At 44.4% G+C, this 25564-nt stretch carries 25 protein-coding genes; 15 read left to right on the forward strand and 10 right to left on the reverse strand.

Annotated elements, in window-relative coordinates:
• Positions 1–67: 67 nt before the first annotated feature.
• Positions 68–838 carry a hypothetical protein gene (locus A8O23_RS10930; protein ID WP_066620916.1) on the reverse strand — a complete coding sequence of 257 codons (771 nt, stop codon included), beginning with the start codon at positions 836–838 and terminating at the stop codon, positions 68–70.
• A gap of 247 nt (positions 839–1085) precedes the next feature.
• On the opposite strand from A8O23_RS10930, the gene A8O23_RS21970 reads away from it, so the two are divergent.
• From A8O23_RS21970 to A8O23_RS10965, 8 genes are all read left to right on the forward strand, one after another.
• Positions 1086–1220, forward strand: coding sequence for a hypothetical protein (locus A8O23_RS21970; protein WP_262506439.1), 135 nt, complete (start codon positions 1086–1088; stop codon positions 1218–1220).
• 85 nt (positions 1221–1305) lie between these two features.
• Positions 1306–3846 carry a DNA gyrase subunit A gene (gyrA, locus tag A8O23_RS10935; protein WP_066620917.1) on the forward strand — a complete coding sequence of 847 codons (2541 nt, stop codon included), beginning with the start codon at positions 1306–1308 and terminating at the stop codon, positions 3844–3846.
• A gap of 73 nt (positions 3847–3919) precedes the next feature.
• The gene (locus A8O23_RS10940; protein WP_066621374.1) at positions 3920–5077 is read left to right on the forward strand and encodes a tetratricopeptide repeat protein; all 1158 of its coding nucleotides are present in this window, start codon (positions 3920–3922) and stop codon (positions 5075–5077) included.
• 257 nt (positions 5078–5334) lie between these two features.
• A complete protein-coding gene (locus A8O23_RS10945; protein WP_066620919.1) occupies positions 5335–5712 on the forward strand; it encodes a methylglyoxal synthase in 378 nt (125 codons plus the stop codon).
• Positions 5713–5817: 105 nt separating this feature from the next.
• Positions 5818–6357: a DUF4136 domain-containing protein gene (locus A8O23_RS10950; protein ID WP_082883005.1), complete on the forward strand. Its 540-nt coding sequence runs from the start codon at positions 5818–5820 to the stop codon at positions 6355–6357.
• A gap of 275 nt (positions 6358–6632) precedes the next feature.
• Positions 6633–7079, forward strand: a complete 447-nt coding sequence (locus A8O23_RS10955; RefSeq protein WP_066620921.1) for a hypothetical protein — start codon at positions 6633–6635, stop codon at positions 7077–7079.
• 12 nt (positions 7080–7091) lie between these two features.
• Positions 7092–9188: a phosphate acetyltransferase gene (pta, locus tag A8O23_RS10960; RefSeq protein ID WP_066620924.1), complete on the forward strand. Its 2097-nt coding sequence runs from the start codon at positions 7092–7094 to the stop codon at positions 9186–9188.
• Between the two features lie 21 nt (positions 9189–9209).
• Positions 9210–10406 carry an acetate/propionate family kinase gene (locus A8O23_RS10965; RefSeq protein ID WP_066620927.1) on the forward strand — a complete coding sequence of 399 codons (1197 nt, stop codon included), beginning with the start codon at positions 9210–9212 and terminating at the stop codon, positions 10404–10406.
• Between the two features lie 247 nt (positions 10407–10653).
• Here A8O23_RS10965 and A8O23_RS10970 read toward each other — a convergent pair whose 3' ends face one another.
• The 4 genes from A8O23_RS10970 to A8O23_RS10985 form a co-directional block, all read right to left on the reverse strand.
• Positions 10654–11322: a TIGR02117 family protein gene (locus tag A8O23_RS10970; protein ID WP_204377688.1), complete on the reverse strand. Its 669-nt coding sequence runs from the start codon at positions 11320–11322 to the stop codon at positions 10654–10656.
• Between the two features lie 76 nt (positions 11323–11398).
• Entirely contained in the window at positions 11399–11884 is a 486-nt protein-coding gene (locus A8O23_RS10975) for an RES family NAD+ phosphorylase (protein WP_066620932.1), read from the reverse strand.
• Positions 11885–11888: 4 nt separating this feature from the next.
• Positions 11889–12305, reverse strand: a complete 417-nt coding sequence (parS, locus tag A8O23_RS10980) for a type II RES/Xre toxin-antitoxin system antitoxin (RefSeq protein ID WP_066620935.1) — start codon at positions 12303–12305, stop codon at positions 11889–11891.
• Between the two features lie 88 nt (positions 12306–12393).
• On the reverse strand, positions 12394–13344 hold the full coding sequence (locus A8O23_RS10985) for a calcium/sodium antiporter (protein WP_066620937.1): 951 nt from the start codon (positions 13342–13344) through the stop codon (positions 12394–12396).
• 286 nt (positions 13345–13630) lie between these two features.
• On the opposite strand from A8O23_RS10985, the gene A8O23_RS10990 reads away from it, so the two are divergent.
• Together A8O23_RS10990 and A8O23_RS10995 are read left to right on the forward strand one after the other, a co-directional pair.
• Positions 13631–14671, forward strand: coding sequence for a nucleoid-associated protein (locus A8O23_RS10990; protein WP_066621377.1), 1041 nt, complete (start codon positions 13631–13633; stop codon positions 14669–14671).
• Between the two features lie 122 nt (positions 14672–14793).
• Complete coding sequence (locus A8O23_RS10995; protein WP_066621379.1) at positions 14794–15729, forward strand: D-2-hydroxyacid dehydrogenase; 936 nt, start codon at positions 14794–14796, stop codon at positions 15727–15729.
• Positions 15730–15912: 183 nt separating this feature from the next.
• On the opposite strand, the gene A8O23_RS11000 is transcribed toward A8O23_RS10995, so the two are convergent.
• The 5 genes from A8O23_RS11000 to A8O23_RS11020 form a co-directional block, all read right to left on the reverse strand.
• On the reverse strand, positions 15913–16311 hold the full coding sequence (locus A8O23_RS11000) for a phage holin family protein (RefSeq protein ID WP_066620939.1): 399 nt from the start codon (positions 16309–16311) through the stop codon (positions 15913–15915).
• Between the two features lie 78 nt (positions 16312–16389).
• A complete protein-coding gene (locus A8O23_RS11005) occupies positions 16390–17094 on the reverse strand; it encodes an N-formylglutamate amidohydrolase (protein WP_066620941.1) in 705 nt (234 codons plus the stop codon).
• A complete protein-coding gene (locus tag A8O23_RS11010; protein WP_066620943.1) occupies positions 17091–18332 on the reverse strand; it encodes a carboxylate-amine ligase in 1242 nt (413 codons plus the stop codon). The genes A8O23_RS11005 and A8O23_RS11010 overlap by 4 nt, the downstream gene beginning before the upstream one ends.
• Positions 18319–19794 carry a RimK family protein gene (locus A8O23_RS11015; protein ID WP_066620944.1) on the reverse strand — a complete coding sequence of 492 codons (1476 nt, stop codon included), beginning with the start codon at positions 19792–19794 and terminating at the stop codon, positions 18319–18321. Before A8O23_RS11015 ends, A8O23_RS11010 begins: the two co-directional genes overlap by 14 nt.
• A gap of 17 nt (positions 19795–19811) precedes the next feature.
• Positions 19812–20549 carry a peptidase-C39 like family protein gene (locus A8O23_RS11020; protein WP_066620947.1) on the reverse strand — a complete coding sequence of 246 codons (738 nt, stop codon included), beginning with the start codon at positions 20547–20549 and terminating at the stop codon, positions 19812–19814.
• Positions 20550–20810: 261 nt separating this feature from the next.
• On the opposite strand from A8O23_RS11020, the gene A8O23_RS11025 reads away from it, so the two are divergent.
• The 5 genes from A8O23_RS11025 (at position 20811) to A8O23_RS11045 (ending at position 25543) form a co-directional block, all read left to right on the forward strand.
• Entirely contained in the window at positions 20811–21539 is a 729-nt protein-coding gene (locus A8O23_RS11025; RefSeq protein ID WP_082883007.1) for a LytR/AlgR family response regulator transcription factor, read from the forward strand.
• A gap of 122 nt (positions 21540–21661) precedes the next feature.
• On the forward strand, positions 21662–22234 hold the full coding sequence (locus A8O23_RS11030) for a TetR/AcrR family transcriptional regulator (protein ID WP_066620954.1): 573 nt from the start codon (positions 21662–21664) through the stop codon (positions 22232–22234).
• Positions 22235–22330: 96 nt separating this feature from the next.
• Positions 22331–24115: a DUF885 domain-containing protein gene (locus A8O23_RS11035; protein WP_066621381.1), complete on the forward strand. Its 1785-nt coding sequence runs from the start codon at positions 22331–22333 to the stop codon at positions 24113–24115.
• Positions 24116–24344: 229 nt separating this feature from the next.
• Positions 24345–25181 (forward strand): hypothetical protein, encoded by an 837-nt coding sequence (locus tag A8O23_RS11040; protein WP_066620956.1) that lies wholly within the window; start codon positions 24345–24347, stop codon positions 25179–25181.
• Positions 25178–25543 (forward strand): hypothetical protein, encoded by a 366-nt coding sequence (locus A8O23_RS11045; RefSeq protein ID WP_066620958.1) that lies wholly within the window; start codon positions 25178–25180, stop codon positions 25541–25543. The genes A8O23_RS11040 and A8O23_RS11045 overlap by 4 nt, the downstream gene beginning before the upstream one ends.
• Positions 25544–25564: the final 21 nt, after the last annotated feature.

Below are 25564 nucleotides of genomic sequence, written 5' to 3' on the forward strand. Positions count from 1 at the left end.
AAAAACAGCCCCAAAACATGAAAGGCCGCTAAGTCAGCGGCCTTTCATGTTTTGGGAGAATATTCTTCTAGAGGGAGTTATAGTAGGCAATTACCTTTATCAGTTCCTGCTCTGTGTTCAAACTCAGCTTTTCCTTTTTTAGATAATCTTTTAACTTTTCTTCCTGGTCTACCAAGGCATTCAAAATCGATTTTCGGTTAAGTTTCACCTTCTGCATTTGTCCGTTATTTAATACAAAATAGTGCACCTGGTCTACCAGTTGGTCAAATGGTTGGTTTGCACTGTAAGCGCCTTTGTAGTTGGCGTCTATTTTCAGTTTTCCTGCTCCTTTAAGTAATGTGGCATTGCCCTGGTGCAGTATTGCAAAGAAGGTGTTCGCCAGTTTGGGGTCTAAAGCTGCGGCTTGTGGGTACTTCCTGAATTCTACCATTTGGTCATAGCCCGGCAATTCCATCTGAAAAGACTTGACCACATCTGTACTCAATAAAAGCGTGTCTTTGGTGGCCGGAATAATCGCCCCAAGCTGGTTGCTGTACACATCGTATTTTAGCTTCAGCCCAGTGAAAGGTTGGGTCTTTTGGGTATTGCCTATTTGCACCTCCAGCTTTCCCGGAAGCCACACATCAACAAAATAAGGGTGACCATTCATGCCTTGGTAACGGTTATCAAACCCCTGCACGCCCGGTGAATGATAGTTACCCAGGCTCTGCAGGTAGGTAACTGTCATTTGGCCTGCCGATCCGTCTACCGCCGGGGCATTTGTTTGGGCAAAGGAAAAGGAGGAAAATCCTATGGCCAACACACAGGACAGGCCTAACTTTGCTACTGGTACTTTCATACTCAAATTCTTTTTGATACTATTTTAAGACAATTACCCGGCAAAGCAAAGAGCGCTGTGCTCTTTTAGCACAATGTTTGATAGAAATTACTGTTTATACTGTACTTTAGACTTTAGCTTTACCATAATTCTGTTGCTTATGTTCTTACAATACAAATCTGTTCCGGCTTTACTCGTGGTTATTTTACTTGTGCTTGGCAGTGTTTCGTGTACGCCGCGGTGCCCCATTGCCTCTTGCCAAACCAGAATGATACACCCGCACGGAGGCCAGGATTACAGGGGTATGCCTTGGTACAAAAAGCAGCGTCCGCGCATAGGGGAGAAGCTCCCGAAACCATCAAAAGAAGTACAAAGAGAAATGAACAAAAATGGCGGCCGCTAGAAGACCAAAAATTAGTATATCACTATCTTTATGCGTAAATTGCAAGCTTATAAAAAGTGCATCATAAAGCTGTATTTAAGGTAAAATGGCAGAAAACGAACGGATAATTCCCATAAACATTGAAGATGAAATGCGGGGGGCGTACATCGACTACTCGATGTCCGTGATTATCTCCCGAGCCCTGCCCGACGTGCGGGACGGTCTTAAGCCAGTTCATCGGCGTGTTTTGTATGGGATGTCTGAATTAGGAGTTTCCTATAACAAAGCATATAAGAAGTCGGCCAGGATTGTAGGAGAGGTGCTGGGTAAATATCACCCGCATGGTGACTCTTCTGTATACGACACTATGGTGCGTATGGCACAGCCCTGGTCTTTGCGTTACCCGTTGGTAGACGGACAAGGTAACTTTGGTTCTATTGACGGTGACTCTCCGGCGGCCATGCGTTACACCGAGGCCCGCCTGAAAAGAATTGCTGACGAGTTGTTGGCAGACCTTGAGAAGAACACAGTCAACTTTGTTCCAAATTTTGACGACTCTCTCAAAGAGCCAAGCGTGTTGCCTGCTAAATTCCCGAATCTGTTGGTAAACGGAACTTCTGGTATTGCAGTGGGTATGGCTACCAATATGGCCCCCCACAACCTGACAGAAGTGGTGGACGGTATTATAGCCTACATTGATGACGAAGAGATCACCATTGCTGATCTTATGAAATTCGTCATTGCCCCAGACTTCCCGACCGGTGGTATCATCTACGGGTACGATGGCGTTAAGTCTGCTTTTGAAACCGGCCGTGGACGTGTCATTGTACGGGCGAAGGCAAACTTCGAGACCTCCAAAACCGGCAAAGAGCAGATTGTGGTGACGGAGATTCCGTACATGGTGAACAAAGCGGCCATGATTGAAAAAACCGCTGCGCTCATCAACGACAAGAAAATTGAAGGCATCTCTGACCTACGTGACGAGTCAGACCGTGAAGGTTTGCGCATTGTGTATGACCTTAAGCGTGATGCTATTCCGAACGTTGTTTTAAACAACCTGTTTAAGTACACGCAGCTACAGTCATCCTTCGGGGTGAACAACGTGGCACTGGTTGGTGGTCGCCCCATGACGCTGAACCTGAAAGACCTGGTGAAGCATTTCGTGGATCACCGTCATGAAGTGGTGATACGCCGCACCGAGTATGAACTGGAAGAAGCCCGCAAGCGTGCGCATATCTTAGAAGGTTTATTGATTGCCCTGGATAACCTGGACGAAGTAATCAATTTAATTCGCTCTTCCAGAGATCCTGAGGTAGCCCGCGTGGGGTTGATTGAGCGTTTTGCTCTTTCTGAAATACAAGCCCGTGCCATTCTGGACATGCGTCTGCAAAGACTGACGGGTCTGGAGCGTGACAAGATTGTAAAAGAATACGAAGAGATCAAGGCCTTGATTGATTACCTGACCTCCGTTTTAGCCGATGAAAATCTGCGCAAGGAAATCATCAAGAATGAATTGATTGAGGTGCGTGACCGCTACGGAGATGCCCGTCGCACTCAAATTGAAATGGTGTCTAGTGACATCTCTCTGGAAGACATGATTCCGGATGAGAACATGGTGATTACTATATCGCATGAGGGCTATATCAAGCGTACTGCACTGATTGAATACCGCAGCCAAAGTAGAGGCGGAGTGGGCTCCAGAGGAGTAGCTGCCTCTAAGCAAGACGACTTCACAGAGCATTTGTTTATTGCCAGCACGCACAATTACCTGCTCATCTTTACTGAATCTGGTAGAGTGTTCTGGGTGAAAGTGTATGAAATCCCTGAAGGAGGTAAGACCACCAAAGGCCGTGCTATTCAGAACCTTATCAATATTGAAAAAGATGACAAGGTTCGGGCGGTTATTAATGTACATGGGCTAAAAAATCCGGACTACGTACTAAACAACTTCTTAGTATTCTGTACCGAACAAGGTACCATCAAGAAAACGCCTTTAGAAGCGTACTCCCGCCCAAGAGCCACCGGTATTCAGGCTATCACCATCAATGAAGGCGACCGACTGTTAGATGTACAGTTGACCAACGGCGCCAATGACGTGATCATTGCGCTTCGTTCCGGCAGGGCCGTTAGGTTCCCAGAATCCAAAGTGCGTGTTATGGGCCGGACCGCTGCCGGGGTTAGAGGTATCACCCTAGCCGATGAGCAAGATAAAGTAGTTGGTATGGTTTGTGTACATAACCCAGACACTAACTTACTGGTAGTTTCGGAAAAGGGCTTTGGAAAGCGTTCTGCCCTTGAAGAGTACCGCATTACTAACCGTGGTGGTAAAGGTGTGAAAACGCTGAACGTAACAGAGAAAACCGGCGCCTTGGTTTCTATACAAGGTGTGGTAGATACAGATGATTTAATGATCATCAATAAATCTGGCATCACCATCCGTCTGCGGGTAGCTGACCTGCGGGTAATTGGTAGAGTTTCTCAGGGTGTTAGATTACTGAGGCTGAACGAAGGCGATGAAATTTCATCGGTGGCCAAAATTGAGGTTGAAGACAAGGCAGAGGTGATAGCTGTAGAATCAGAATTACCAGCCGACGAAGCCTTGAACACAGATGATTTGATTGATCCAGAGACGATCAGTGAGAACTAACCCTTCCTTTGAATTAATTAGTAGATAAACTTTGTTGAACAAAAAACAAACAATAAACCAACTGAAGAAAGCAATGAGAAAGTTTCTTTTAACGGCTTTTGCTGCTGTTTCAATGCAGGCTGCATTTGCCCAAAATAGCGCTGTGACTAGTGCTGCCATGTACCAGCAGAAAGGAACGCTAGATAAAGCCAAAACCGAGATTGATAAAGCGGTTGTGCATGAGAAAACCAAGGATAACCCAAAAGCCTGGTACACCAAAGGCTTGATTTACCAAGGGCTTGCCGTTCACCCAATCTATAGCAAAACCATAGATCCGGCTAAAGTTACGCAAGAGGCGTATGACGCTTTTCAAAAGGCTGTAGAGTTAGAGAAAGATGCCAAGAAAAAGCAGTATACAGAACTCTCTAACTTACAATTTGATCAGCTGAAGCAAAACTTGTATGTATATGCCCTGAACAAAGGCGTAGAAGAGTACAACAACAAGAACTTCGCTGAAGCCAAGAATGCTTATTTAGAAGCCATCAAACATAGACCAGAGGATACAACAGCGTATATCTATGCCGCTTATGCCGCCGCTGGGGCTGAAGACTATGCTGGAGCCAAACAGTTGTACAACACTTTGGTTGACAAAAAAATGGCTTCATCAGAGGTGTATGGTCAATTACTGTACATTGCCACTGAAGTAGAGAAAAGCGATGAAGAGGCTCTTAAAGTATTAACCAAAGCTCGTGCTGCTTTCCCACAAGACCGTAACTTCATGCTTCAGGAACTAAGCTTGTTCTTAAAGACAGGCAAAGAAGAAGAAGCCATGAGCAAGTTAGATGCTGCCATCAAAGCTGACCCAACCAATGCTAACTTGTACACTGTACGGGGCAACATGAATGAGCGCCTGAAAAAGCAGGATCAAGCCATTGCTGATTACAAGAAGGCAATTGAACTTGACCCATCCAGCTTTGACGCTCAGTACAACATGGGTGTTTATTACTACAACCAAGGTATCAACCTTAAAAACAGAGCCGAGAAAATGAGCTTGGCTCAATACCAAAAAAATGGTAAGGCTTTAGAAACCGAGGCTAATAAATTCTTCACCCAGGCGCTTCCATTTTTTGAAAGTGCGTTAAATGCAAAACCAAAAGACGTAACCACCATCAAATCTTTGAACAAGGTTTATAATGCATTGGGTAGAAAAGCCGATGCAAACCGTATGGATACGTTACTACAGGAATTATAAGATTTTGATTATCAAATAAAAAAGGGGCTCTTGTAGCCCCTTTTTTATTTGATATAGGTTTAAGATACTACTGGCTGTTTTAGCCTTTGTTTTAGAAAAACAGACCCAAAACAGGATATACAACTATAGATTGTAATACCCTTTTGCAACACCAGTACTATTATTCTCAGGAGCTGATTTTCATTTTTTTAGTAGGTCGTATAAGGCCTTATTAAAATTAACCAGTAGATTTAGAAGATTAATCTTTAACTCAAACTATGAAAGGAATTGCCCTTATAGCCCACGATGGCAAAAAAGCAGAAATGGTGGCGTTTATCAAAGACCATTCAGAATTGTTCACACAGGTAAAATTAGTTGCCACCGGAACCACCGGTCAATATGTACAGCAGACTGGTTTGAAGGTGAAAAAACTTTTATCTGGCCCAAAAGGAGGCGACGCTCAGATAGCCAGTTTAGTGGCGGAAGGCAAACTAAGAGCAGTTATTTTCTTTAGAGATCCGCTGGGAAAACACCCACATGAACCAGATGTCCAAATGCTCATGCGCCTGTGCGATTTACATAATGTAGCCCTAGCCACAAACCCTTCTACGGCACGGCTTTTAGTTAAAGGACTCGAAGCCGAGTTCATGGGGTAATACTTCTTCTCAGGTCTGCGCTTCTCTTTTATCTCAAGTTAACCTTACTTTCATTCCCCCTGTATACCTCTTCAGTATTAAATACTTTATAGGTAATATACAGACATGAAGGAGAAGTTGAAATGGATAGTGGTTAGCATGCTTTTTATAGCAGCTTGTAGCCCTGTGAGGGTGACTCCAATAGGCTCAAAAAGTGGGTTCACGTTACAAGAATACAAATCATTCGCTTTTTTAGAGGAGAATACTCTTTCTGATTCTATACCGGCCGCATATTCTGGTCAGGTTGATTTTCTAAAGCGAGAGATTAGAAAGCAACTGCAGGCACGTGGGTTAGCATATAACCCATCCCAACCAGACTTGCAGGTTAATATAGGCGTAATGGTAGACGAGAAAGTGCAGACCCGCGAAACAAGCTTCAGGCAAGATGCACCTTATTATACCGGCCAGCGCCGCTACCATTGGGAAAGCGAAGAAATTCCAGTACGCACGTACAAACAGGGAATCGCTACTATTCATTTGGTAAACCGAGAGCAAAATGAGTTGGTTTGGGCAGGGGAGGTTTCCTCCGTTCTCCCTAGAAGCGAAGAGTCAATAGAGGAAAGAATTGCAGAGGCAATTGAAAAACTTTTCAAACAGGTGCCTTAATCTTGTGCATGCTTTAATACTACTGCTGAACCTGCACCGGTAGCTTATTTATTGTTCATAGAATTATTTTAGACTCTGTTTTTGCTGTTTTTCAAAAAACAGCCCCAAAACAGAGTCTTTTGTTTGAAGAACATTCTGTTGCCTTAAAAATATCTCCACGGGTATTTTATGTTTGCTGCAATGAGAAGGCATGACAATAATCATTCTTTTAAGTGACAGCGGTTCCTGACTGCTTATGCGGTACAATTTAATTTTGTAGCATAAACGATCAGGTCATGAAAAATTCAATTGTTATTGCAGAATTACTTGAGGAACTGCAGGAGCTACACCAAACCATTCAGCAGTGGACAGCAGAGTTTAATATACTAGAGAAGGAGTTTTTGCTATTGAAAAAGCAATTAACTTCAGTTGTTTTACCGAACATACAGCGCGATTCTATTGACAAAGCTCCGGCTATTTTACAAATAGCTGCTCAATTTGAAAGAAGCCTAAAAGCCTACAATGCTGAGCTACTGGAGTATGTGCTGCAGTTAGATAGTTACATAGCTAAACCTGAACAAAGTTTCAGCGTCAGTTTCATAACAACTTACTCCAGATTGCAGGCTAAGCTAGCTCATCTTAAATCATCATTCCAAGAGGTGTTCTCTCTGTTTGTACAATTTCCAAAAGGCTGTATAAACAAAACCACACCTGAGCAGGAGTCGTTTACACAGGTATATTAGTGTATCTGTACTATGACCAAAAATATATTCATTGCCTCTGCAGAACCTTATAGCGGAAAGTCACTTATTGCGCTGGGGCTGGTAAACATGCTGCTGGGTAAGGCGCAGAAAATTGGCTATTTCAAGCCTGTTGTCAATGCTGATACACCAGATAAAAAGGATGTACACATCCAGACGGTTTTAACTCATTTTGACCTGCCCATTTCCTATGAACAAGCCTACGCCTTTACCCGGCAGGAGGTGATGCGGCATTTTGAAAACGAGACCCAGGGCCAGATGATTGATGCTATTATTGACAAGTTCAAGAAACTGGAAGCTCAATGTGATTTTACAGTTGTAGAAGGTAGTGACTTTTTGGGAGAGGGCGCCGCTTTTGAGTTTGACTTAAACTTACTCATTGCTAAAAATTTAGGAACACCTGCCATTCTGGTGGCCTCCGGAGAAAATAAATCCCCTGAGCAGGTAATACAAACTGTGTTGAACCTGCTTCACAATTTCAATGACCGCGAGGTTCAGGTTTTGGCCATTGTCGCTAACAAAATAAACCCAGCAGACCTGGAAACGGTGCAGCAGCGGATTACGGAAGTAGTACCACCTGAAATTATACTGGCGGTTATTCCGCAAGATAATGCCTTGCAAAACCCTACAGTTAAAGATATTTTCGAGAGCCTGAACGGCAAGCTCATTTTTGGCGAAGACCAGCTCACCAATCAGGTAGATAACTTTATAACGGGTGCCATGAACGTGCCCAACTTCTTAAACTACCTGAAAGAAAATGTTCTGATTGTGACTCCTGGTGATAGGGGAGACATTATTGTCAGTTCATTACAGGCTAATCTTTCGTCCAGCTATCCTCGCATTGCCGGTATAGTGCTAACCGCGGGTTATGAGCCTGAAGAACCTATTATCCGCTTAATAAACGGGCTGCAAAACGTGGTTCCCATCTTATGCGTGAGCAATGGCACCTTTGAAACCATTACGAAAGTAGCCGCAGTAAAAGCGCGCATTACGCCAGACAACACTAAGAAAATTCAGCTGGCCATTGATTCTTTCAACCGCCATATTGATGTAGAGGCACTTGATTCACGCATTGCAACTTATCACTCAGAAGCCATTACCCCTCACATGTTCCAATACCAACTAGGGCAGTGGGCCAGGAGGGAACGGAAGCACATTGTTCTGCCCGAGGGTAATGATGATCGGATATTAAGAGCAGCAGCCCGTTTAGTGGCGCAGGATATTGTCCATCTTACCTTGTTGGGAAACCCTTCAGAAATAGCGGCCTCTATCAAGCGCCTGGGTCTTAATTTAGATCTAGATAGAATAAATATTCTTAACCCCGCCCAGTCTGAGCAGTATAATTTATACGTGGAAACGCTGTATGAGCTACGAAAAGACAAGCAGGTGACTTTAGAAATGGCCCGTGACCTGATGACAGACGTTTCTTACTTTGGTACTATGATGGTGTACAAAGGCCACGCTGACGGAATGGTTTCCGGGGCGGTACATACTACGCAGCACACCATCAGGCCCGCGCTACAGTTCATTAAAACCAAGCCAGGTATTTCTACCGTTTCATCTGTTTTCTTTATGTGTCTGGAAGACAGGGTTTCTGTTTTCGGTGATTGCGCCGTGAATCCAAACCCTACCGCTCGGCAATTAGCTGAGATAGCTATTTCCTCGGCAGATACCAGCAAACGGTTTGGTATTGACCCAAGAGTTGCCATGTTATCTTATTCATCTGGCACATCAGGAGTGGGGGAAGAAGTGGAGAAGGTTAGAAAAGCAACAGAGCTGGTAAAAGAACTTCGGCCCGATTTGAAAGTGGAAGGTCCAATACAATATGATGCGGCCGTAGACCCGCTGGTGGGCAAACAGAAAATGCCCAATTCAGAAGTGGCGGGTAAAGCCAGCGTACTTATTTTCCCAGACCTGAACACCGGCAACAATACGTACAAAGCTGTACAGCGCGAAACCGGAGCCTTAGCCATTGGCCCTATGCTACAGGGCCTCAATAAACCAGTGAATGATTTAAGCCGGGGTTGTACTGTAGATGATATTTTCAATACCGTTGTAATCACGGCCATTCAAAGCCAACAGGAGGATTAAATTTAGCAGAGATTCATTTCTATGAACATATTCGTGATTAATGCCGGCAGCAGTTCCGTTAAATACCAGCTGTTTAAGATGCCTGCCGAAAAACCTATTTGCAGTGGACTGATAGAACGAATTGGCTTACCAGATTCTATCATCACCCACAAAATATTCTCAAACGGCGAGGAAAATATTACTCGTGCTGAATTGCCTCTACCAGACCATCAGATGGCTTTGTTAGAAGTAGTTAAATTACTTACTGAACCAGGAATCGGTATAATTCAAGATCCGGCGGAGATAGGGGTGGTAGGGCATAGGGTAGTGCATGGCGGGGAGCGTTTTTCAGAAACCACCATTATTTCTCCGGAAGTGAAAGAAGAAATAAAACAGCTTATCTCGTTGGCTCCTTTACATAATCCGGGAAATTTTCAGGGAATAGAAGTGGCTGAAAAGCTGTTTCCCCACGCTACGCAAATAGCTGTTTTTGATACCGCTTTTCACCAGACCATGCCCGAAAAGGCGTTCAGGTATGCTGTTCCTACTAATTTATATCATGAGCTTGGGGTACGGGTGTATGGCTTCCATGGCACCAGCCACAAATACGTGGCAGAAAAGGCTGCCAACTACCTTAATAAACCTGAGGCAAAAATCATTACTATTCACTTAGGAAACGGCTGCAGCATAGCGGCGGTAAAGGCTGGTAAATGCATAGACACTAGTATGGGTTTCACACCCTTAGACGGTCTGATCATGGGTACACGGTCTGGTGCTATTGATGCTTCGGTAGTATTTTACTTAGCCTCTAAAGCTGGCCTGACGGTTGAGCAAATAGATATTTTGCTTAATAGAAAGAGTGGAATGCTCGGTCTTACTGGTTTCAGTGACATGCGGGAAGTTCAGAAAGCCCGCGATGCTGGCGATGCAGATGCTCACTTAGCTTACGAGATGTATGCATACCGTATTCAGAAGTACATAGGTTCGTACGTAGCCGCACTAAATGGCTTGGATGCGCTTGTATTTACCGCGGGTGTAGGAGAAAATGATGCTTTGACTCGTGAACTGGTTTGCAGCAACATGACTTTCTTTGGCTTACAGATTGACCTGAATAAAAATGCAGAAAGAAGTTCAGAGCTTCGGGAAATCAATAGTGACGCTGCCACTACAAAGATTCTAATTATTCCAACCAATGAAGAACTTGAAATCGCTAATCAGTGCGTTCAACTCTTGGCTTAGTAAGCTAAAATCAATTGAATGATCATTAACGCTCGTAGGATGGCAAATTTTCTTCAAAACGGAAATCAATGAGAGTAGGCGTGGGTTAAGAATAACTACTTAACATAATATAAATTATAAGACTTTAATAGTAATCTGTTTCTGAACCACCATAGCCACTATATCGGCTTGAAACTTCAAAATAAATTTTCTCGCTCTGATTCTGTTTTTGGCCTGTTTTTCTAATAATAAACCTAAAACAGTTTCATCATTTATAATGATAAAAGATGCCTTTGTAAAACGGTGTCCAAAGGCTTGCTTTTTGACCGGCGGCTTTTAAACCGTTATTGGCCCAGGTGTTGCAAGTGTAAAATAAATTGTAGCTGCCGTGGGCTTCGTAAAAGGCATCATCAGGTCCGTAGTTAGCGTTCGTTTTGATGTAGATGGCTTTACCAGATCCATCTTCTTTAAAACGGGCTTTCACATAGCTAACCAGCCGTTGGTACTGCTCTGCACTCATATTAATGCGCCGACAGATATCACTCTCATACATGTTGCGGTAAAAAGTAGCATGCATGGCTGAGTAACTTAATCCGAAGACTGCTTTCAACGCGGTGCTTGGTTTCAAGTCGGCCCATGTAGGAGTTTCCAGATAGAAGCCTTTGTCACCCCAGCCAAGGGCTACATATTTTGCCAAAGTGTCTTTGCCCTCCGTATTTGCAATGGGTATAAATTGCTCCCAATCCATATACTGCGTCTTTACAGGCAACACTAAGTCTGTATGTACGCCATTGGTGAGAATGTATATAGAGACCTCTTGCTTATCGTTTGGCTCAGGCTCCACGGCTATCCGGGAAAGCATAAAAGCAGCCAGCAGATACAACACCACTAAAGCTAGTAGTACCAGCAACACAATCCCTACTATTTTTAAAGCCACTTTCAAACTGGTTCGCTTATTATAACAATTGCAATGATTATGTTAACTAAGAACTGAAAGAACTGCCATTAACCCTTTATTCCTTCTTTTTCCCCGCTAAGGTTTTGTCAAAGAAAATAAACCGGTGGTCGTATTCAAAAGGCTCACGGGCTATGATTTGTACTTGAGCAAACTCCGGGTGACGGGCATTCAGTACAAAATTATTCTCAGCAGGTACAATGGCAGAAGGCACCTGCAGCAGCAGCGACTCTCCTTTCTGGTACCATGCTGAACCTATGGGTTGCGTGAGGGCATAATGGCTTTCCACTTTCCAGCTTTTAGGCAAATCCTTCTGGGAAACTACCGTTACAGAGGCTTTATTAGGCACTTCCAGCACCATAATGGTAAATCTTCCTCCCAATATCCCCTGCCCCATTTTGTGCACCATGTTCTCCATTGAGGCCAGTGAACGGCTTGAGCCAGCGTATATGACAAATTCACCGTCGTAGTTCCAGCGGCCAGAGAATCCTGGCGCATACAAGCGGTCTGCGAAACGCTCAAATACAATGCGGTACAGGTGCATAGAGCTAGACGGCGTAGCCGTGGGCAATGCGCAGCATCTGCTTTTCTACTTCCAAAATGCCGGAAATGGAGTTCAATAATGAAATAGGACTTTGGTTATTCAGGCCGGGCGAAGGAATCTCCAGCCAATCCATAAACTCAGCGGTAGAACCGAACAACTCGTCGCCCAAGGCAAACAAACGGTGCAACTGCAGTAGTTTTTCGGCTACGTCGCTCTTGAATTTCTTTTTAGAACGGCGGTAGTTGTCTACCGTTTTAGGGTCTACTCCTACCCAATTGGCTAACTCATCTTTCCGTATGCCAGAGTGCTTCTGCAGATTGATGAAAAAAGATGGCTCCACCCCTTCCTGCGCCTTATTAACCAGCGCCAGGTTGTCTTTTACTACTACCAATTCTTCCATATGGGTCTCTGCCGTTTTCATGAGTTCTGTACTTGGTATAAATATACGTAAAATTCCTTAACAAGAACGGAAATTTCCGTATTAAAATTTACAGAACCCATACCCCAACCTATGACTGAAACACCAGCAGACTGATATAACCCACGTACAGCAACACGAAAAGGCCACCCTCCCACCGCAGTAAGCGATTTCCTTTGCCGGTGAAGAAAAACAGCAATAGACCAGCCAAAATGTTGATGAGAATATCCACCTGAGAACTCGGGTTCACGGGCACCGGGTTAATTATGGTACTCATACCCAATACCAGGAAAATATTAAAGATGTTTGAGCCCACCACGTTACCAACGGCAATATCTACATTGTTACGGCGTACCGCTGCTACAGACGTAGCCAGTTCAGGCAAGGAAGTACCAACCGATACAATGGTCAGGCCCACCACGCGCTCAGACATGCCAAAAGAAAGAGCCAGTGATACGGCATTGTCTACGATCAATTTGCCTCCTAAGACCAGTCCGCCCAAACCAAGCAACACAAACAAGGTCGACTTTAGGTAAGAATAATGATGCAATTCTTCCCCTACGTCGGCTTTGCCTTTTCTGGCCAGTATGAGGTTATACACCAGAAAAATGCTCAGAAACAAAAGCAAAATCAAACCTTCTGACCTGGAGATAAAGTTAGAGGTAGCATTGTCTAAATAAACATCATTGGCCAGCACTAAAACAGCTATCGCCGCTAATAAACTAAGGGGAATTTCGAGCCAGGTGGTGGTTCTTTTAACAGTTAAGGGCTTGATCAGCGCACAGACACCTAAAATTGCCAACACGTTGAACAGGTTACTGCCAATCACGTTGCCTAGCACCATCTCGGTATTTTGATTTACCGCCGCAAAAATGTTCACCACCAGCTCAGGGGCTGAAGTACCCAAAGACACAATGGTTAAACCAATGACAATGTCAGGCACACCTAACTTTGAGGCAAGGCTAGAAGCACCGTCAACGAGCTTGTCGGCACCGAACACTAACACTACAAAGCCAACAATCAGCAGTAAAAATTCAAGCATTTTTTTATCAAAAGTTAACCGCCCTGCTTTACTCCTATTTGAATTGAAAGCAGAGGTAGAGTATAACAGGCTTTTTTCCTTCGGCTCTTTTAAATAAGTGATATAGTACCGAAAGCTGTTTTAACGCTACTTTTCAGAAAACGGCTCTAAAACATGCTTGCAATCTAAAAGAAAAGTGGATTATCTGGAAATCTCCTGAAATCAAAGGCCATATTCTTTACTTTTGCATCCCAATTTAACTTTGTATTCCGGAAGCCTCTGGCGCCGCAGTAACACCTTTTTCTCCATGAACCTCAGCAACGCGTCGCTCACTAAAGTATCTATTCACCACGTCGGAAACAAAGGGCTAGATCAAAAGCTCACCCTTTCAGAAAATCCCTTCTCGCCCGGCGATGGGCTCACTGAAAAACTGGAAAAGTTCTTTCTGGGCAAGTTTAGCAATGTGTTTGAGAAGTTTCGGTTTAGCCATGCGTCTTCACTGCAATTCAACGAAGTATATACCTACGCCGAGAACATCTTTGCTGACAAAGAAAATTTTCATGTTGAAACAGAGCGCATAGCCAGGCACCTGTTCGAGAGTTCTGCCCACCCTAAAATAAAGCCTGGTGAACTGTACGTGTGCCATTTTATCAACGCAGAGGTAGAAGACCGGCAGGTGGAGGCGGTAGGCATTTTCAAAACTGAGGTAAAGAATGGATATTTTGACGTGCGCCGTGAAAAGCGGGACTACCTGCTTTCATACCAAGAGGGAATTGACTCCAATAAATTCGACAAAGGGTGTATCATTTTCAACCTGAACCCAGAGGAAGGCTTTATTGTGGCTATCATAGATAACCAGAACCGAGGCGGAGAGGCGCAGTACTGGCGGCAGAACTTTCTGGGGCTCACGCAAATCAGCAATGAGTTTCATCAGACAAATCATTTTCTGAACCTCACCAAGGAGTTCATCAGCGAACGCATGAGTGAGGAATTTGAGGTAGAGAAAACCGACCAGATTGCTTTGCTAAACAAGTCAGTGGAGTACTTTACAAAGCATGAGTCATTTGATAAGGAAGAATTTGAGACCGAGGTTTTCGGTCAGCCAGAACTGATTGAATCTTTCAGGAACTACGACGGTGAGTACCGCCAGAACTATGATGTGGAACTGGAAGACAGTTTCGAAATTTCGCCACAGGCGGTGAAAAAACAATCAAGGGTTTTTAAAAGCGTGCTTAAGCTCGACAAAAACTTCCACGTGTACATACACGGCAACAAAGAAATGATAGAAAAAGGAGTAGACCCAGACGGACGTAAATTTTACAAGCTTTATTTTGAGGACGAGGAATAGTGTTTTAGACCTGTTTTTTGAAAAGTAGCCCCAAAACAACATTACTACTTCCGCTGGATAATTCAGAAAACCAAGCTGTGTCATCACAACAGTTTGTGAAAAGGCAGGGTATATACAGCATTATGAAGCTCTTCGTTTATTCAGATTTAAGCACTGACCAAAAGAACTACCTGCGGCAACAATTACCGGATGGTATTGAAGCATACTTCAGCACAGATCTTTCTTCTGAAGAGCAGCAACAGGCATTTAAAGAGGCCGAAGTGATTTTTGGCAATCCGCCTGCGCAGTGGTTCAGTAATCCGCCAACCGCCTTGCGTTTCTGGCAGCTGGAGTCGGCGGGGTTTGAACAGTACCGATCTGTGACAACAGCCGCCGTGGTAGCTAACATGGGTGACTTTTTTGCCATTGCCTGCGCTGAGACTATGGTAGCCGGAATTTTGGCTATGTATAGAGCTATTCCGAGGCTAGTAAAGCTGCAGGATAAGAAAGAGTGGCAAGGAAAAGAAGTGAGGGCAACGCTGCAACTGCTGAGCGGCAAAAGAGTGGTCATTCTGGGAGCCGGCACTATAGCGCAGGCCATAAAAAGAATGCTCACAGGCTTTGGATGCCATATAGTGCTTACCGCCCGCCAAAACCCTTCCGCCGACATACTTTCAAAAGAAGAACTCTACCGCCAATTACCATTGACAGATGTTGTCATCAATACTCTCCCTGGCCATCTGGTGCAGTATGTTTCAGGGGAGTTTCTGTCAAAGATGAAGCCGGGAAGCCTGTACGCAAACGTTGGACGGGGCAGCACAACCAATGAAACGGCATTGGTCAGCGCTCTGCAAGACGGACAATTGTCTGGTGCAGTATTAGATGTAACGGAGCAAGAGCCATTGCCTGCTACTTCCCCCCTATGGCAAATGAATAACGTGCTGCTCACCCAACATACCAGCGGCGGACAAGCCCGAGAAACCGAAGGCAAAATCAATCGCTTCCTTGAAAACCTTCAGTTGTTTTTGGCCGGAGAAGAAGTAAAAGATAAACTGGCTGATATTTCCAGAGGATATTGATTTGATCATAACTGGCAGGTATTGTATGCCTATGAAAGGGGCTTTTTATAGACACTTACAGAGAAAGAACTTGAATGATTGCCTACCTTCTAAACTACAAAACAAAAAAGCAAGCTTCTATACAAGAAGCTTGCTTTTTTGTTTACATGCCTGCTACTAACGAGTTAGAAAAGGCAATTGAGGTTAGGTGCGTGAAACCGTCAATTCTATAAGAGCCGGTTGATTTGATCTGGAGATTTCGCGGCCTTCGTCATTTCTGTCTAAGAAGTAGCTGACAACCGCAAGAGCCACAGCAATAACCAAGGCTGGCCAAAAACCATCAATTTTGAAATTGCGCACCAATTTGTCGGCAATTTTAATCACTATGGCGGCAACCACTATTCTTACAATTCCAGTGAGCAAGCCTAAGGTGAATAAATTGAGCACCCCCCGTAACAACCAACCAATCAGCACATTCAAAATAGCCACCAAAACAGCTACCCAAAGGGCGGTCCAGAAACTTTTAATGGTCACTTGGGGCAGGATATAGGCTAATAGCAAAATCACCCCAGCGCTTACAAGTAGTTCAATAATCCAATTCATTTTTCATAGTTTAGGTAGAACAAACAGCCGTTATGGCCAAACAATAGATAGTACTTATACTAAAATTCTTATCCCGGGTTAAAGCGCCTGCCTAAAAGAAGAGACTAAAACGTTTTTTAACTGCTCCCACTTCTCGTGTTTCTGCTCCGGAAATTTTTGATTTACCTCCAGCTCTAGCCCAGCATACTGCTCATCATTAAATTCCTTGCGAAGGTGTGTCACAAATCCATCGGCTGTGCCTTTATAGGGATAATTATACCGAACTTTAAATTGTGGCGCCGATTTGTGCAACTGTTGCCGCCAATGGGCCGCAAATAATTGCTCGCGGGCTCTACTTGGGTCATATAGCAAACCGATATCAGTATTGCGTAATTTGCCACTCATTACTGGAGTAAAACTATGCACAGATAGGTGCAGCACTTTGAGCCCGTCACGCACCCACTCTCCTATTTTAGTTTCTACTTGGTTACGGTACGGAAAATAATGCTCCTGCAGAATCTTTTCCTTTACATCTGGCGCTATGTGCTGGGTAAATTCAGAATATAATTTGGGGTGGTGCAACGACCTATTCAGCTCCACTAAAAGTCTACTGGTTTGGCTAAAGTGCGTGAAATCTCCTATGTTGCTTTCAAAGTTCTGAAACAATTCTAACGCACCAATGTCATACCCTCTATGCGACTCCAGCTCCTCTTTTCCTCCTGAAAAAGTGGTACTATATTCTTCCGGAATTATATTTCCCCCGTGCTCACAGGTAATCAATATTTTAAGGTTTTCCTCTCTCACGGTACAAACATTTGGTTCTGTTGCAAACAATTCGCCAACTTCAGGTATACGCTCTTGATTTGCTCTAGATCAGGATTCTGCCCCAGCCCCCGTAAAAGGCGCTGTGCCAGACAGCCTTCAGAGAGTATCACTTCCACGGCACTAGTCAGTTCAGGGGTGAAGGCGTCTGAATGCTTTACCTGTTCCCACAAGTGCTGCCATAGCTCCTTGATAGTACACTGGCTACGGTTTAAACCAAACAACTGAAGCAGTTCTGGTTGTTTTATTGCTGTTTCCGGGCCGGTTTTTAAAGAGGAGAGGAAAACTGAAGCTAACTGCTCCGTTTTAATATTCTGCTGTTGAGGGTAGCTACTCCACCGCTGCTGGGTTAGGTATTTTAATACTTCGGTGACCAATGTTACAATGGACACATCAGCCAGCGGACATTCCTGGTTATCAATGATTCTAATTTCAATGGCACCACGGCTAAACCGAGCAATGGCTCCACGTGAATTAAGGAATTCATCTTGCAGAACACCATCAGGGTCATAGGGCGCAATGGCTTTGAATATGGGGCCAAAAATATGCTCCCCGTATTCCTTCTCAGAAAACACAGCCTCCGGAACCACTTGTCCAGCAATAGACGGAATCTTTTGCTGATTTTTACGGTACACCTCCAGGCGTGTGTCAAGAAGACCAGAAACGACTCCATCTAATAGCGGCGAGGCAGCACTTAAAGCAGGTATCAGCGGCAAAATTAAACGGATGGCAGCGTGCAGCCTGCCAAAATCATCATCATTGCTGAAAGGCAGATTCACATGGGTGCTCTGTAAGTTTGACCAACCATGGCCACGGCAATCAAAGATTCTGTTATAAGCCTCGTAAATTTCACTGGCTTCATGGGGCCACAGCTTTGTTTCTTTGTAGGGGTTCATGAATGGGTGAGCCCCAGTAGGCAGCAGCATGGCATTCATGGGGGCAAGGATCTCATTTATTCGGAGCACCTCTTGATGGAACAGCAGCGGCAAACGGTGCAACTCTTTGGCCGGTCCGTTGGTCTTCAGTTCCAATACATGCAGCACCAGCTCATTTGACCATGCCATCTCTCCCCGCTCCACGTCAGACGTTATTTCGCCAGCTTCCATTTTCAACACCTCGTCGGCTATGGGCCTTACCTGCAGCGTGTCACGGTCTACAATCATGTATTCCATTTCCACGCCATAACCGGCAAAAAGCCCCAGTTTCTTACGCTGGCTCATGGGTGTTCAGGCTTTTTTTGTTGTCTATGCGCCGTTTTATAGATTTTAGAATAGTCAGGTACAGATCCTTTTTTAGAATCTGGTCCTCCACGCCGTGGTCTATATTAGGGTTGTCGTTTACTTCAATAATGTACGCTTTTCCATCAATTTCCTTCAAATCTACTCCATACAACCCGTCGCCGATAAGGTTGGCCGCTTTCAAAGCCGTGTGCAGCACAAAGAACGGAACATCTGCAAAAGGAACCGTTTCAAAGTTACCAGTTACGTCGTTCTTCTTGCCTTCCCAGTTGTAGATTTGCCAATGGTCTTTGGCCATGAAATATTTGCAGGCATACAGCGGTTGCTTGTCCAGTATTCCTATTCGCCAATCAAAATCTGTCGGTCTGAACTCCTGCCCAATAATCAGGTCAGATTCAAAAAGCATTTCACGCAGCTGTTCCTGCAGTTCCTCTTCTGTTTTTACCTTCACCACGCCCTGCGAGAATGAGCTGTCAGGTTTCTTCAGTACACAAGGAAGGCCTAAGGTTTCCGTCACTTTCTCACAGTTATCCCGGTGAATAATCATTGTTTGAGGAATGTTCACTTTAGCTTTAGTGAGCAGCTCGGCCAGGTATACTTTGTTTGTGCAGCGTAGAATTGAAGCAGGATCATCAATCACGACTAAGCCATCGGCGTGGGCTCGGCGGGCAAAGCGGTAGGTATGGTGATTCACCGAAGTTGTTTCCCGGATGAAGAGCGCATCAAATTCAGACAGCCGTCGGTAATCTTCTTTGGTGATTAATTCTGTGTAGAAACCCAGAGACTCTGCTGCCTCTATAAAATACTGAAGTGCTTTGTCATTTGACGGCGGGTCTGAGTCGGCGTGATTCACCAGAATAGCCAAGTCGTAGATCTTTTTATTCACCCGCTGCCCCGCAAACCGATTTCGGGCAAAATAAGCTTTCGCGAAACGATGCAGGTACTTAATATGGTGTTCCGGAACCTCATTGACCGGAATAGGATTTATGTTCTCCAGCACCCACTCCTTGTTATATACAAACTGCGCCCTTAACAGCGGAGCCTGAAACAGGTCATGCAACTGCTTACTCAGTTTCTCATACTGTTTAGCGACATTCTGGCCGAAATAGATGCTGAGAGTGAAATTTTTAGATTTGAGCTTGCCCAGGCTTTTCTGAATTGTCTCGTTGATCTCATCAGTAATGGCCCGCACAATAGTAGGCGACTTTAAATCCTGAATGGTAGTTACATTGGGAATAGCCCTGTGGCCACGGGCCTCGGCCAACAAAGACACGTAGTAGCCGCTGCTTTGGTACCGGTACGAGCGGCACAGATTAAAAATGCGGGCACTTCTTATTTCGGTGTAGGCTGGGTCAGTGAGGTAACGTTGTGCGTCTACCACTTCCACATCTTCTACGTCCAGATCCCAATCTTTGGGATTATTGACCACAACTAGTTTGCGCATGTAGGTTCGTTAATTCATTAAGAATTTGAGGTTACTGGTTTCTCGATAGCCAGAAGATTAGCATCATACGTAACAATTCCCAGCATGATGGCATTGATCAGCCGGGACGTGTTCACATTATAATAATTGTTCCGAAAGAGCGGGTTCTCCTGATACGGATCTGCCACAATAACGTGCTCTTTGTCTTGGGCAAAGCCTGCCAACACAACAAAGTGACCCAAGGGCTCTCCCCTAATATCGTCATAAACTGCTTCGTCGCGCTCGTTTACACGCTCACGGGCACAGTTATATAAGAAGGTGGCGCTGAGGCCTGCCAGTAAAGGAATGTCTTTGGAAAAATATTCATCCAGCAGGCCAGGCGTTAAATCTCGGTAGCAAATCTCTCCTCCTAACTTTAAATACTCTATATAGGCTCTGGTGGCAACCTGAAGCTTTATATCAGATTTGTACCGGAGCTGCTCCTGCAGGTTGGCAATTAGCTTCCCTTTTTCGGGCTTAATAAACCAGGTAGGGTCAAAAACATGTAAATTGAAGGTATAAATGCGGGTTTTATACCCCCTTTTCAAAGCGTGGCAGCCAAGCATAACGGCCAGTGTTCCTCCCTCTTCCAGAAAAGACACCTCAGAAATAACCTGCTCAAGTGGTATAATATCATTATAATATTGGTACACGGCATGCAGGCTGGTGGGTCCGCAGGTGGAGTCATCAGGCTGAGTATTAATCTTTAGCGAATTGAGCAGAGTAACAGGAAGCACTTGATTTTGCTTAGTTTGGTGCTCTTATACGTTTTTTTGGGAGAGAGTTATAGGTACCTCACTTAATTTATGTAGGTGCCACTTAGTTTTGTAGTCAGGTTTGCAGCTGAAGAATATTTTTTACTATCTTGAACAATCCGCGCCAATCTTGGTTATGAAAAGATAATTTAAAGCTTCCGCACCACAGAAGGCTAATTGGTCATAACTTTGGAGAACATTAGCCTTTAGGTTATTGTATTTGAAACTCAACATGAGCAGATTTTGAAAAAGGACACCCCCTACCGAGTAATCATTATTGATGATGATGAGCTTAGTCGAATGATATTAGAGCGTCACATCAAGGCCACTCCCTCACTGGAGCTAGTGCAGGCATTTAATTCCAGCACCGAAGGACTAGCCTGGCTTCTGAAGAATGATTCTATTGATATTTTGTTTCTGGATGTGGAAATGCCGGAGATGACGGGTATAGAATTACTAAGAACCTTACCGAAGAAACCTCATACCATTCTTATCACCTCGCATAAAGATTTCGCGTTGCAGGCCTTCGAATTACAAGTATCTGATTACCTGCTAAAGCCGGTAGATTTCACCCGCTTTACCCAGGCTGTCATCAATACCACTGCCCGCATGGAAGCCGCGCAACCGCAACAGGCAGCGGCAGTTGCCGCCACTGTCCATCCAGAGGAAATATTTGTCAAGGTTGACAACAAAATAATTAAGCTGAACCTTAACAACATACTTTTTATTGAAGCCCGGGGAGATTATGTGGTCATCAACACCGAGAATAAAAAGCACATAGTCTATACAACCATGAGCGCCATAGACCAGAAATTACCTAGTGATCAATTTCTGCGGATTCATCGCTCTTTCATCATTAACCTGAAGAAAATAGAGCTCATTGAAGATGATTCTGTGCTGATGCAGGACAAATACATTCCAATAGGAGGCTCTTACCAAAGTAAATTCTATAGCCGCATCAACAAGCTTTAAAATTTAACCACACCTTTTCACAGGCCTGTTTTCAGCTTCTTTTTCAGAAAAGAGCATGAAAACAGGCTTTTCTTTTGTCCTTCAATAAACAATTTTTAAATTTGAACAAACGTTCAATCAATATGAATAAACGGGTTTTAAAGCGTGAAACCAGCGCCCAGAATATTCTTGAGTCTGCTATGGAATTATTTGCGCAGCAAGGTTTTGACCGCACCTCTATCCGCCAAATAGCTCAGTCTGCGGGAATATCATTGGGTTTGCTTTACAATTATTACAGCAGTAAAGAAGAGCTTCTGAAGGCGGGTCTTTTAAAAGGAAGACAGTCGGTGCTGGAGTCTTACCAGAAGCCGGAGGAGCTATCTGCTTATCAGTTTCTGGATCACCACGTACGAACTACTTTCAAAGTGCTAGAAGAAAACAGAAACTTCTGGAAGCTTTACTATAGCCTTAGACTACAGTCTGACGTTGTGAAGGCGCTGGAAAAGGAACTGGAGGCTGAGAATCAAAAAAGACTGAACTTATTGACGCAGCATCTTGCAGCGGCAGGCTCTACCTCTCCTACCGCCGAGGCAAGATTAATGGTCGCTACACTAGACGGCATGGCGCACCACTACCTCATGCACCCAGATTATCCGCTGCAAGATGTGCTGATACGCTACTTACTACAGCTAAAAAATCATTTGAAGTCTGATTAGTATAAATTAATACTCCATTGTAGCAAAGCATTAAAATTAGCCCAATCACCTTAAAAAGTTCATCGTATTTGTCTTAGCTCTTAAAACACAATGCCTATGAAATATTTTGCTCTTGCTTTTTTGTCTGTCTTTTTGCTTTTCTCTTGTCAGAATAAAAGGGAGACTGCTGCCAACACGCCAGACAATACCCAGTTGGCTACATTGTTTGAGAATTACTGGGAAGAGAATGCCCGACTGTTCCCGCTGGAGGCCACAGCCCAAGGTGATAACCGCTATAACCACCTGCTGCCAAACAGCAACACCAAGGGTTTCCGTGATTCTTTAAAAACTTACTACCAAAGTTACCTTGATAGGTTGCGCCAGTTTGAGCGGGCAGAGCTAAATGCCAATGACCAGATCAGTTATGATATTTTTGAGTATGAAATGAACACTCAGCTCGAAGGCCTGAAGCACAATACTTGGATGATCCCGTTCCAGCAGTTCTGGGGTTTGCCGCTTACTATGGGCCAGTTAGGTTCCGGCACGGGCAATCAGCCTTTCAAGACAGTAAAGGATTATGAGAACTGGCTGCAGCGCATAGAAGGCTTTACCGTGTGGGCAGACAGTGCCATTGCCAATTTCAGGCTGGGCATTGCCAATGAAGTGGTGTTGCCAAAGGCATTGGTGGAGAAAATGATTCCGCAAATGGAAAGCCTGGTGACGAAGGAACCAAGCAAAAGCTTATTTTATGGTCCCATCAACAATTTTCCGGAGGAAATGGCTAGTGCTGACCGCCAGCGCCTGACGGAAGAATACAAAAAGGCAATCCAGACCAAGCTGGTGCCTACGTACCAAAAGCTAGCGATTTTCCTTCGGCAGGAATATTTACCTAAAGCACGCACTTCAACTGGTATAGATCAAATTCCGGGTGGCAAAGACCTTTACAATTATTATGTGAAATACTGGACCACCACTGACAAATCGGCGGCCGATATTTATACTACCGGGCAGAAAGAAGTAGACCGTATAAAAGGGGAAATGCAAAAGGTAAAAGATCAAGTAGGTTTCAAAGGCACCATGGATGCTTTCTTCACCCACCTTCGTAACGACCCCAAGTTCACTCCCTACAAAACACCGGAAGAGGTACTAAGTGCCTTCAAAGCCATTCAGTCTAAAATTGAGCCCTACCTGAAAAAGATGTTCAATCAAACGCCTAAAACTCCTTTTGAAATAAGGCAGACGGAAGCGTTCAGAGCGGCATCGGCCAGTGCCGAGTATAACCAAGGTTCACCAGACGGATCTCGACCCGGCATTTTTTACGTTCCCATCTTAGATGCCACCAAGTTCAACACCACCTCAGGTATGGAGTCTTTGTTTTTGCATGAGGCCATTCCCGGGCACCACTACCAGATATCGTTGCAACAGGAAAACGAGGCGTTGCCTAAATTCCGCCGCTTTAGTTGGTACGGTGCCTACGGCGAAGGCTGGGCGCTATACGCAGAATCGTTGGGCAAAGAGCTGGGGCTGTATACTGACCCTTACCAATATATGGGCGCTTTAGGAGATGAAATGCACAGAGCTGTGCGGCTGGTGGTGGACGTAGGAATGCACACTAAAGGCATGACCCGCGAAGAAGCGATACAGTACATGTTAAGCAATATGGCCATCAGTGAAGAAGGTGCCATAGCTGAAATAGAGCGGTACATGGCCATACCAGGTCAGGCGCTATCCTATAAAATTGGTCAGTTAAAGATCAAGGAGCTGAGAGAAAAATACCAGAAGAAACTAGGTGATCAGTTTAAATTAGCTTCATTTCATGAAGAATTCCTGAAAGATGGCACCATGCCTTTGCGAGTTGTTGAGAAGAAAATGGACAACTGGGCAGACCAGCAGAATAAGTAAAAGTAGAAACTATAAAAGAAGAGGGCTGGCAAGTATACTTGCCAGCCCTCTTCTTTTATAGTAAAATTTCAGCTCTTGCACAGGTCTGGTGCACAATACATTATTCTGAGTCTTCACCTTTGCGGCTATCTGCCGTTTTTGATGTATTTTTACAGAACCATGCCAAAAACAGCTTCTATTATTAAGTCTGGTTTTAAGTAGGTAGATATAGATTTGATTTTTTACGCTTATGAAAGTACCCGCTCGCCTTCTGTTCTTGTTAAGTCTTGCTTACACAGCCAACGTTAACGGCCAGACGTTAGCCTCCCCCCCTGCCTTGCCAGCTACGTCCAAAGTGGTCACCCCAACGCCTAAGCCTGTATCAGCGCCGGCACCTAAGCCAATGGTAGTTTCCACTGCGCCTAAAACACTGGCAGCACCAAAACCTCAAGTTGCCAGCACTACTTCAAAAGTACAAACAGTAGCTACTTCAAAGCCAGCGGCAGCCCCTTCCTTAACCCCTGATGCCGCAGAAGCTCCTGTTGTTAAGCTTACTGCCGCAGAATCTAAAATTCAGCAGCTAATTACAGAACGTGAGCAGTTGGTGTTAAAATATGACTACCTGAAAGCACAGGAAAACAGCTTTTGGGGCAATGCCTCTAAAAAAGACATGAAAGCTGTGATTGATGCACTGAAAGAAGTACTGCAAAAAGACACAGAGATTATACATGCTGTTTCTGAACAGACTTTAGAGGCAAGAAGGCTTGCCGCCAAACGTGCCGCTGAATTAGAATATGAGACCAAGCGTATAGCTAACCAGGTGCAGGGAGACAAGCGTTTGGTAACTGACAACATATTTGAATTGAAAGCTTCATTAGAGAATTCAAGAAACCTGGTGCGCCGAAGAGAAAAGCAAATCAAAGACCTGGAGGAAAAATTAGTGGTGTCTGCCGATGCCAAATTTGAGCATGATGCCATCGCCGCTTTCTTCGCTATGCTGTCACTGGTGTTAGTGGGCTATATTTCCTGGCTCAGAGGCAAATTGAACAGAGTTCAGGCTCCAAAGAAAAAGCTTAAGAAAGCATGACAGACCGTTTTATAACGGTTGCCGAATACATTACTTATGCTGAGGCAGTAGAGTTATACCAAGCTTTAGAGCAGGTGGAAATTCTGTCACTAGTGAAATCCTGCGGCCCTCCCAGCCTACCTTTTGGCGAAGGAATTTATTACCAACTCCAGATCAAAATTAAAGACCACCAGGTGGCAGAGCCTGTTTTACGGCTATTTTCTGAAAATCAGGCTAAAAACAGAGTACAGGTTCCAACCTGTCCAACCTGTGGTTCCGTATATGTAGAGCCAGAAGAAAAATTACCCCTCTGGAGAAAGATCATTTACGCCGGCACCACAGTATATAAGTGCCAACCTTACCAACATACATTTTTTGTATAACAAAGACATAAGAAACAAGAT

Source organism: Rufibacter roseus, assembly GCF_001647285.1.
In the GTDB taxonomy this organism is placed as follows: Bacteria; Bacteroidota; Bacteroidia; order Cytophagales; family Hymenobacteraceae; genus Nibribacter; species Nibribacter roseus.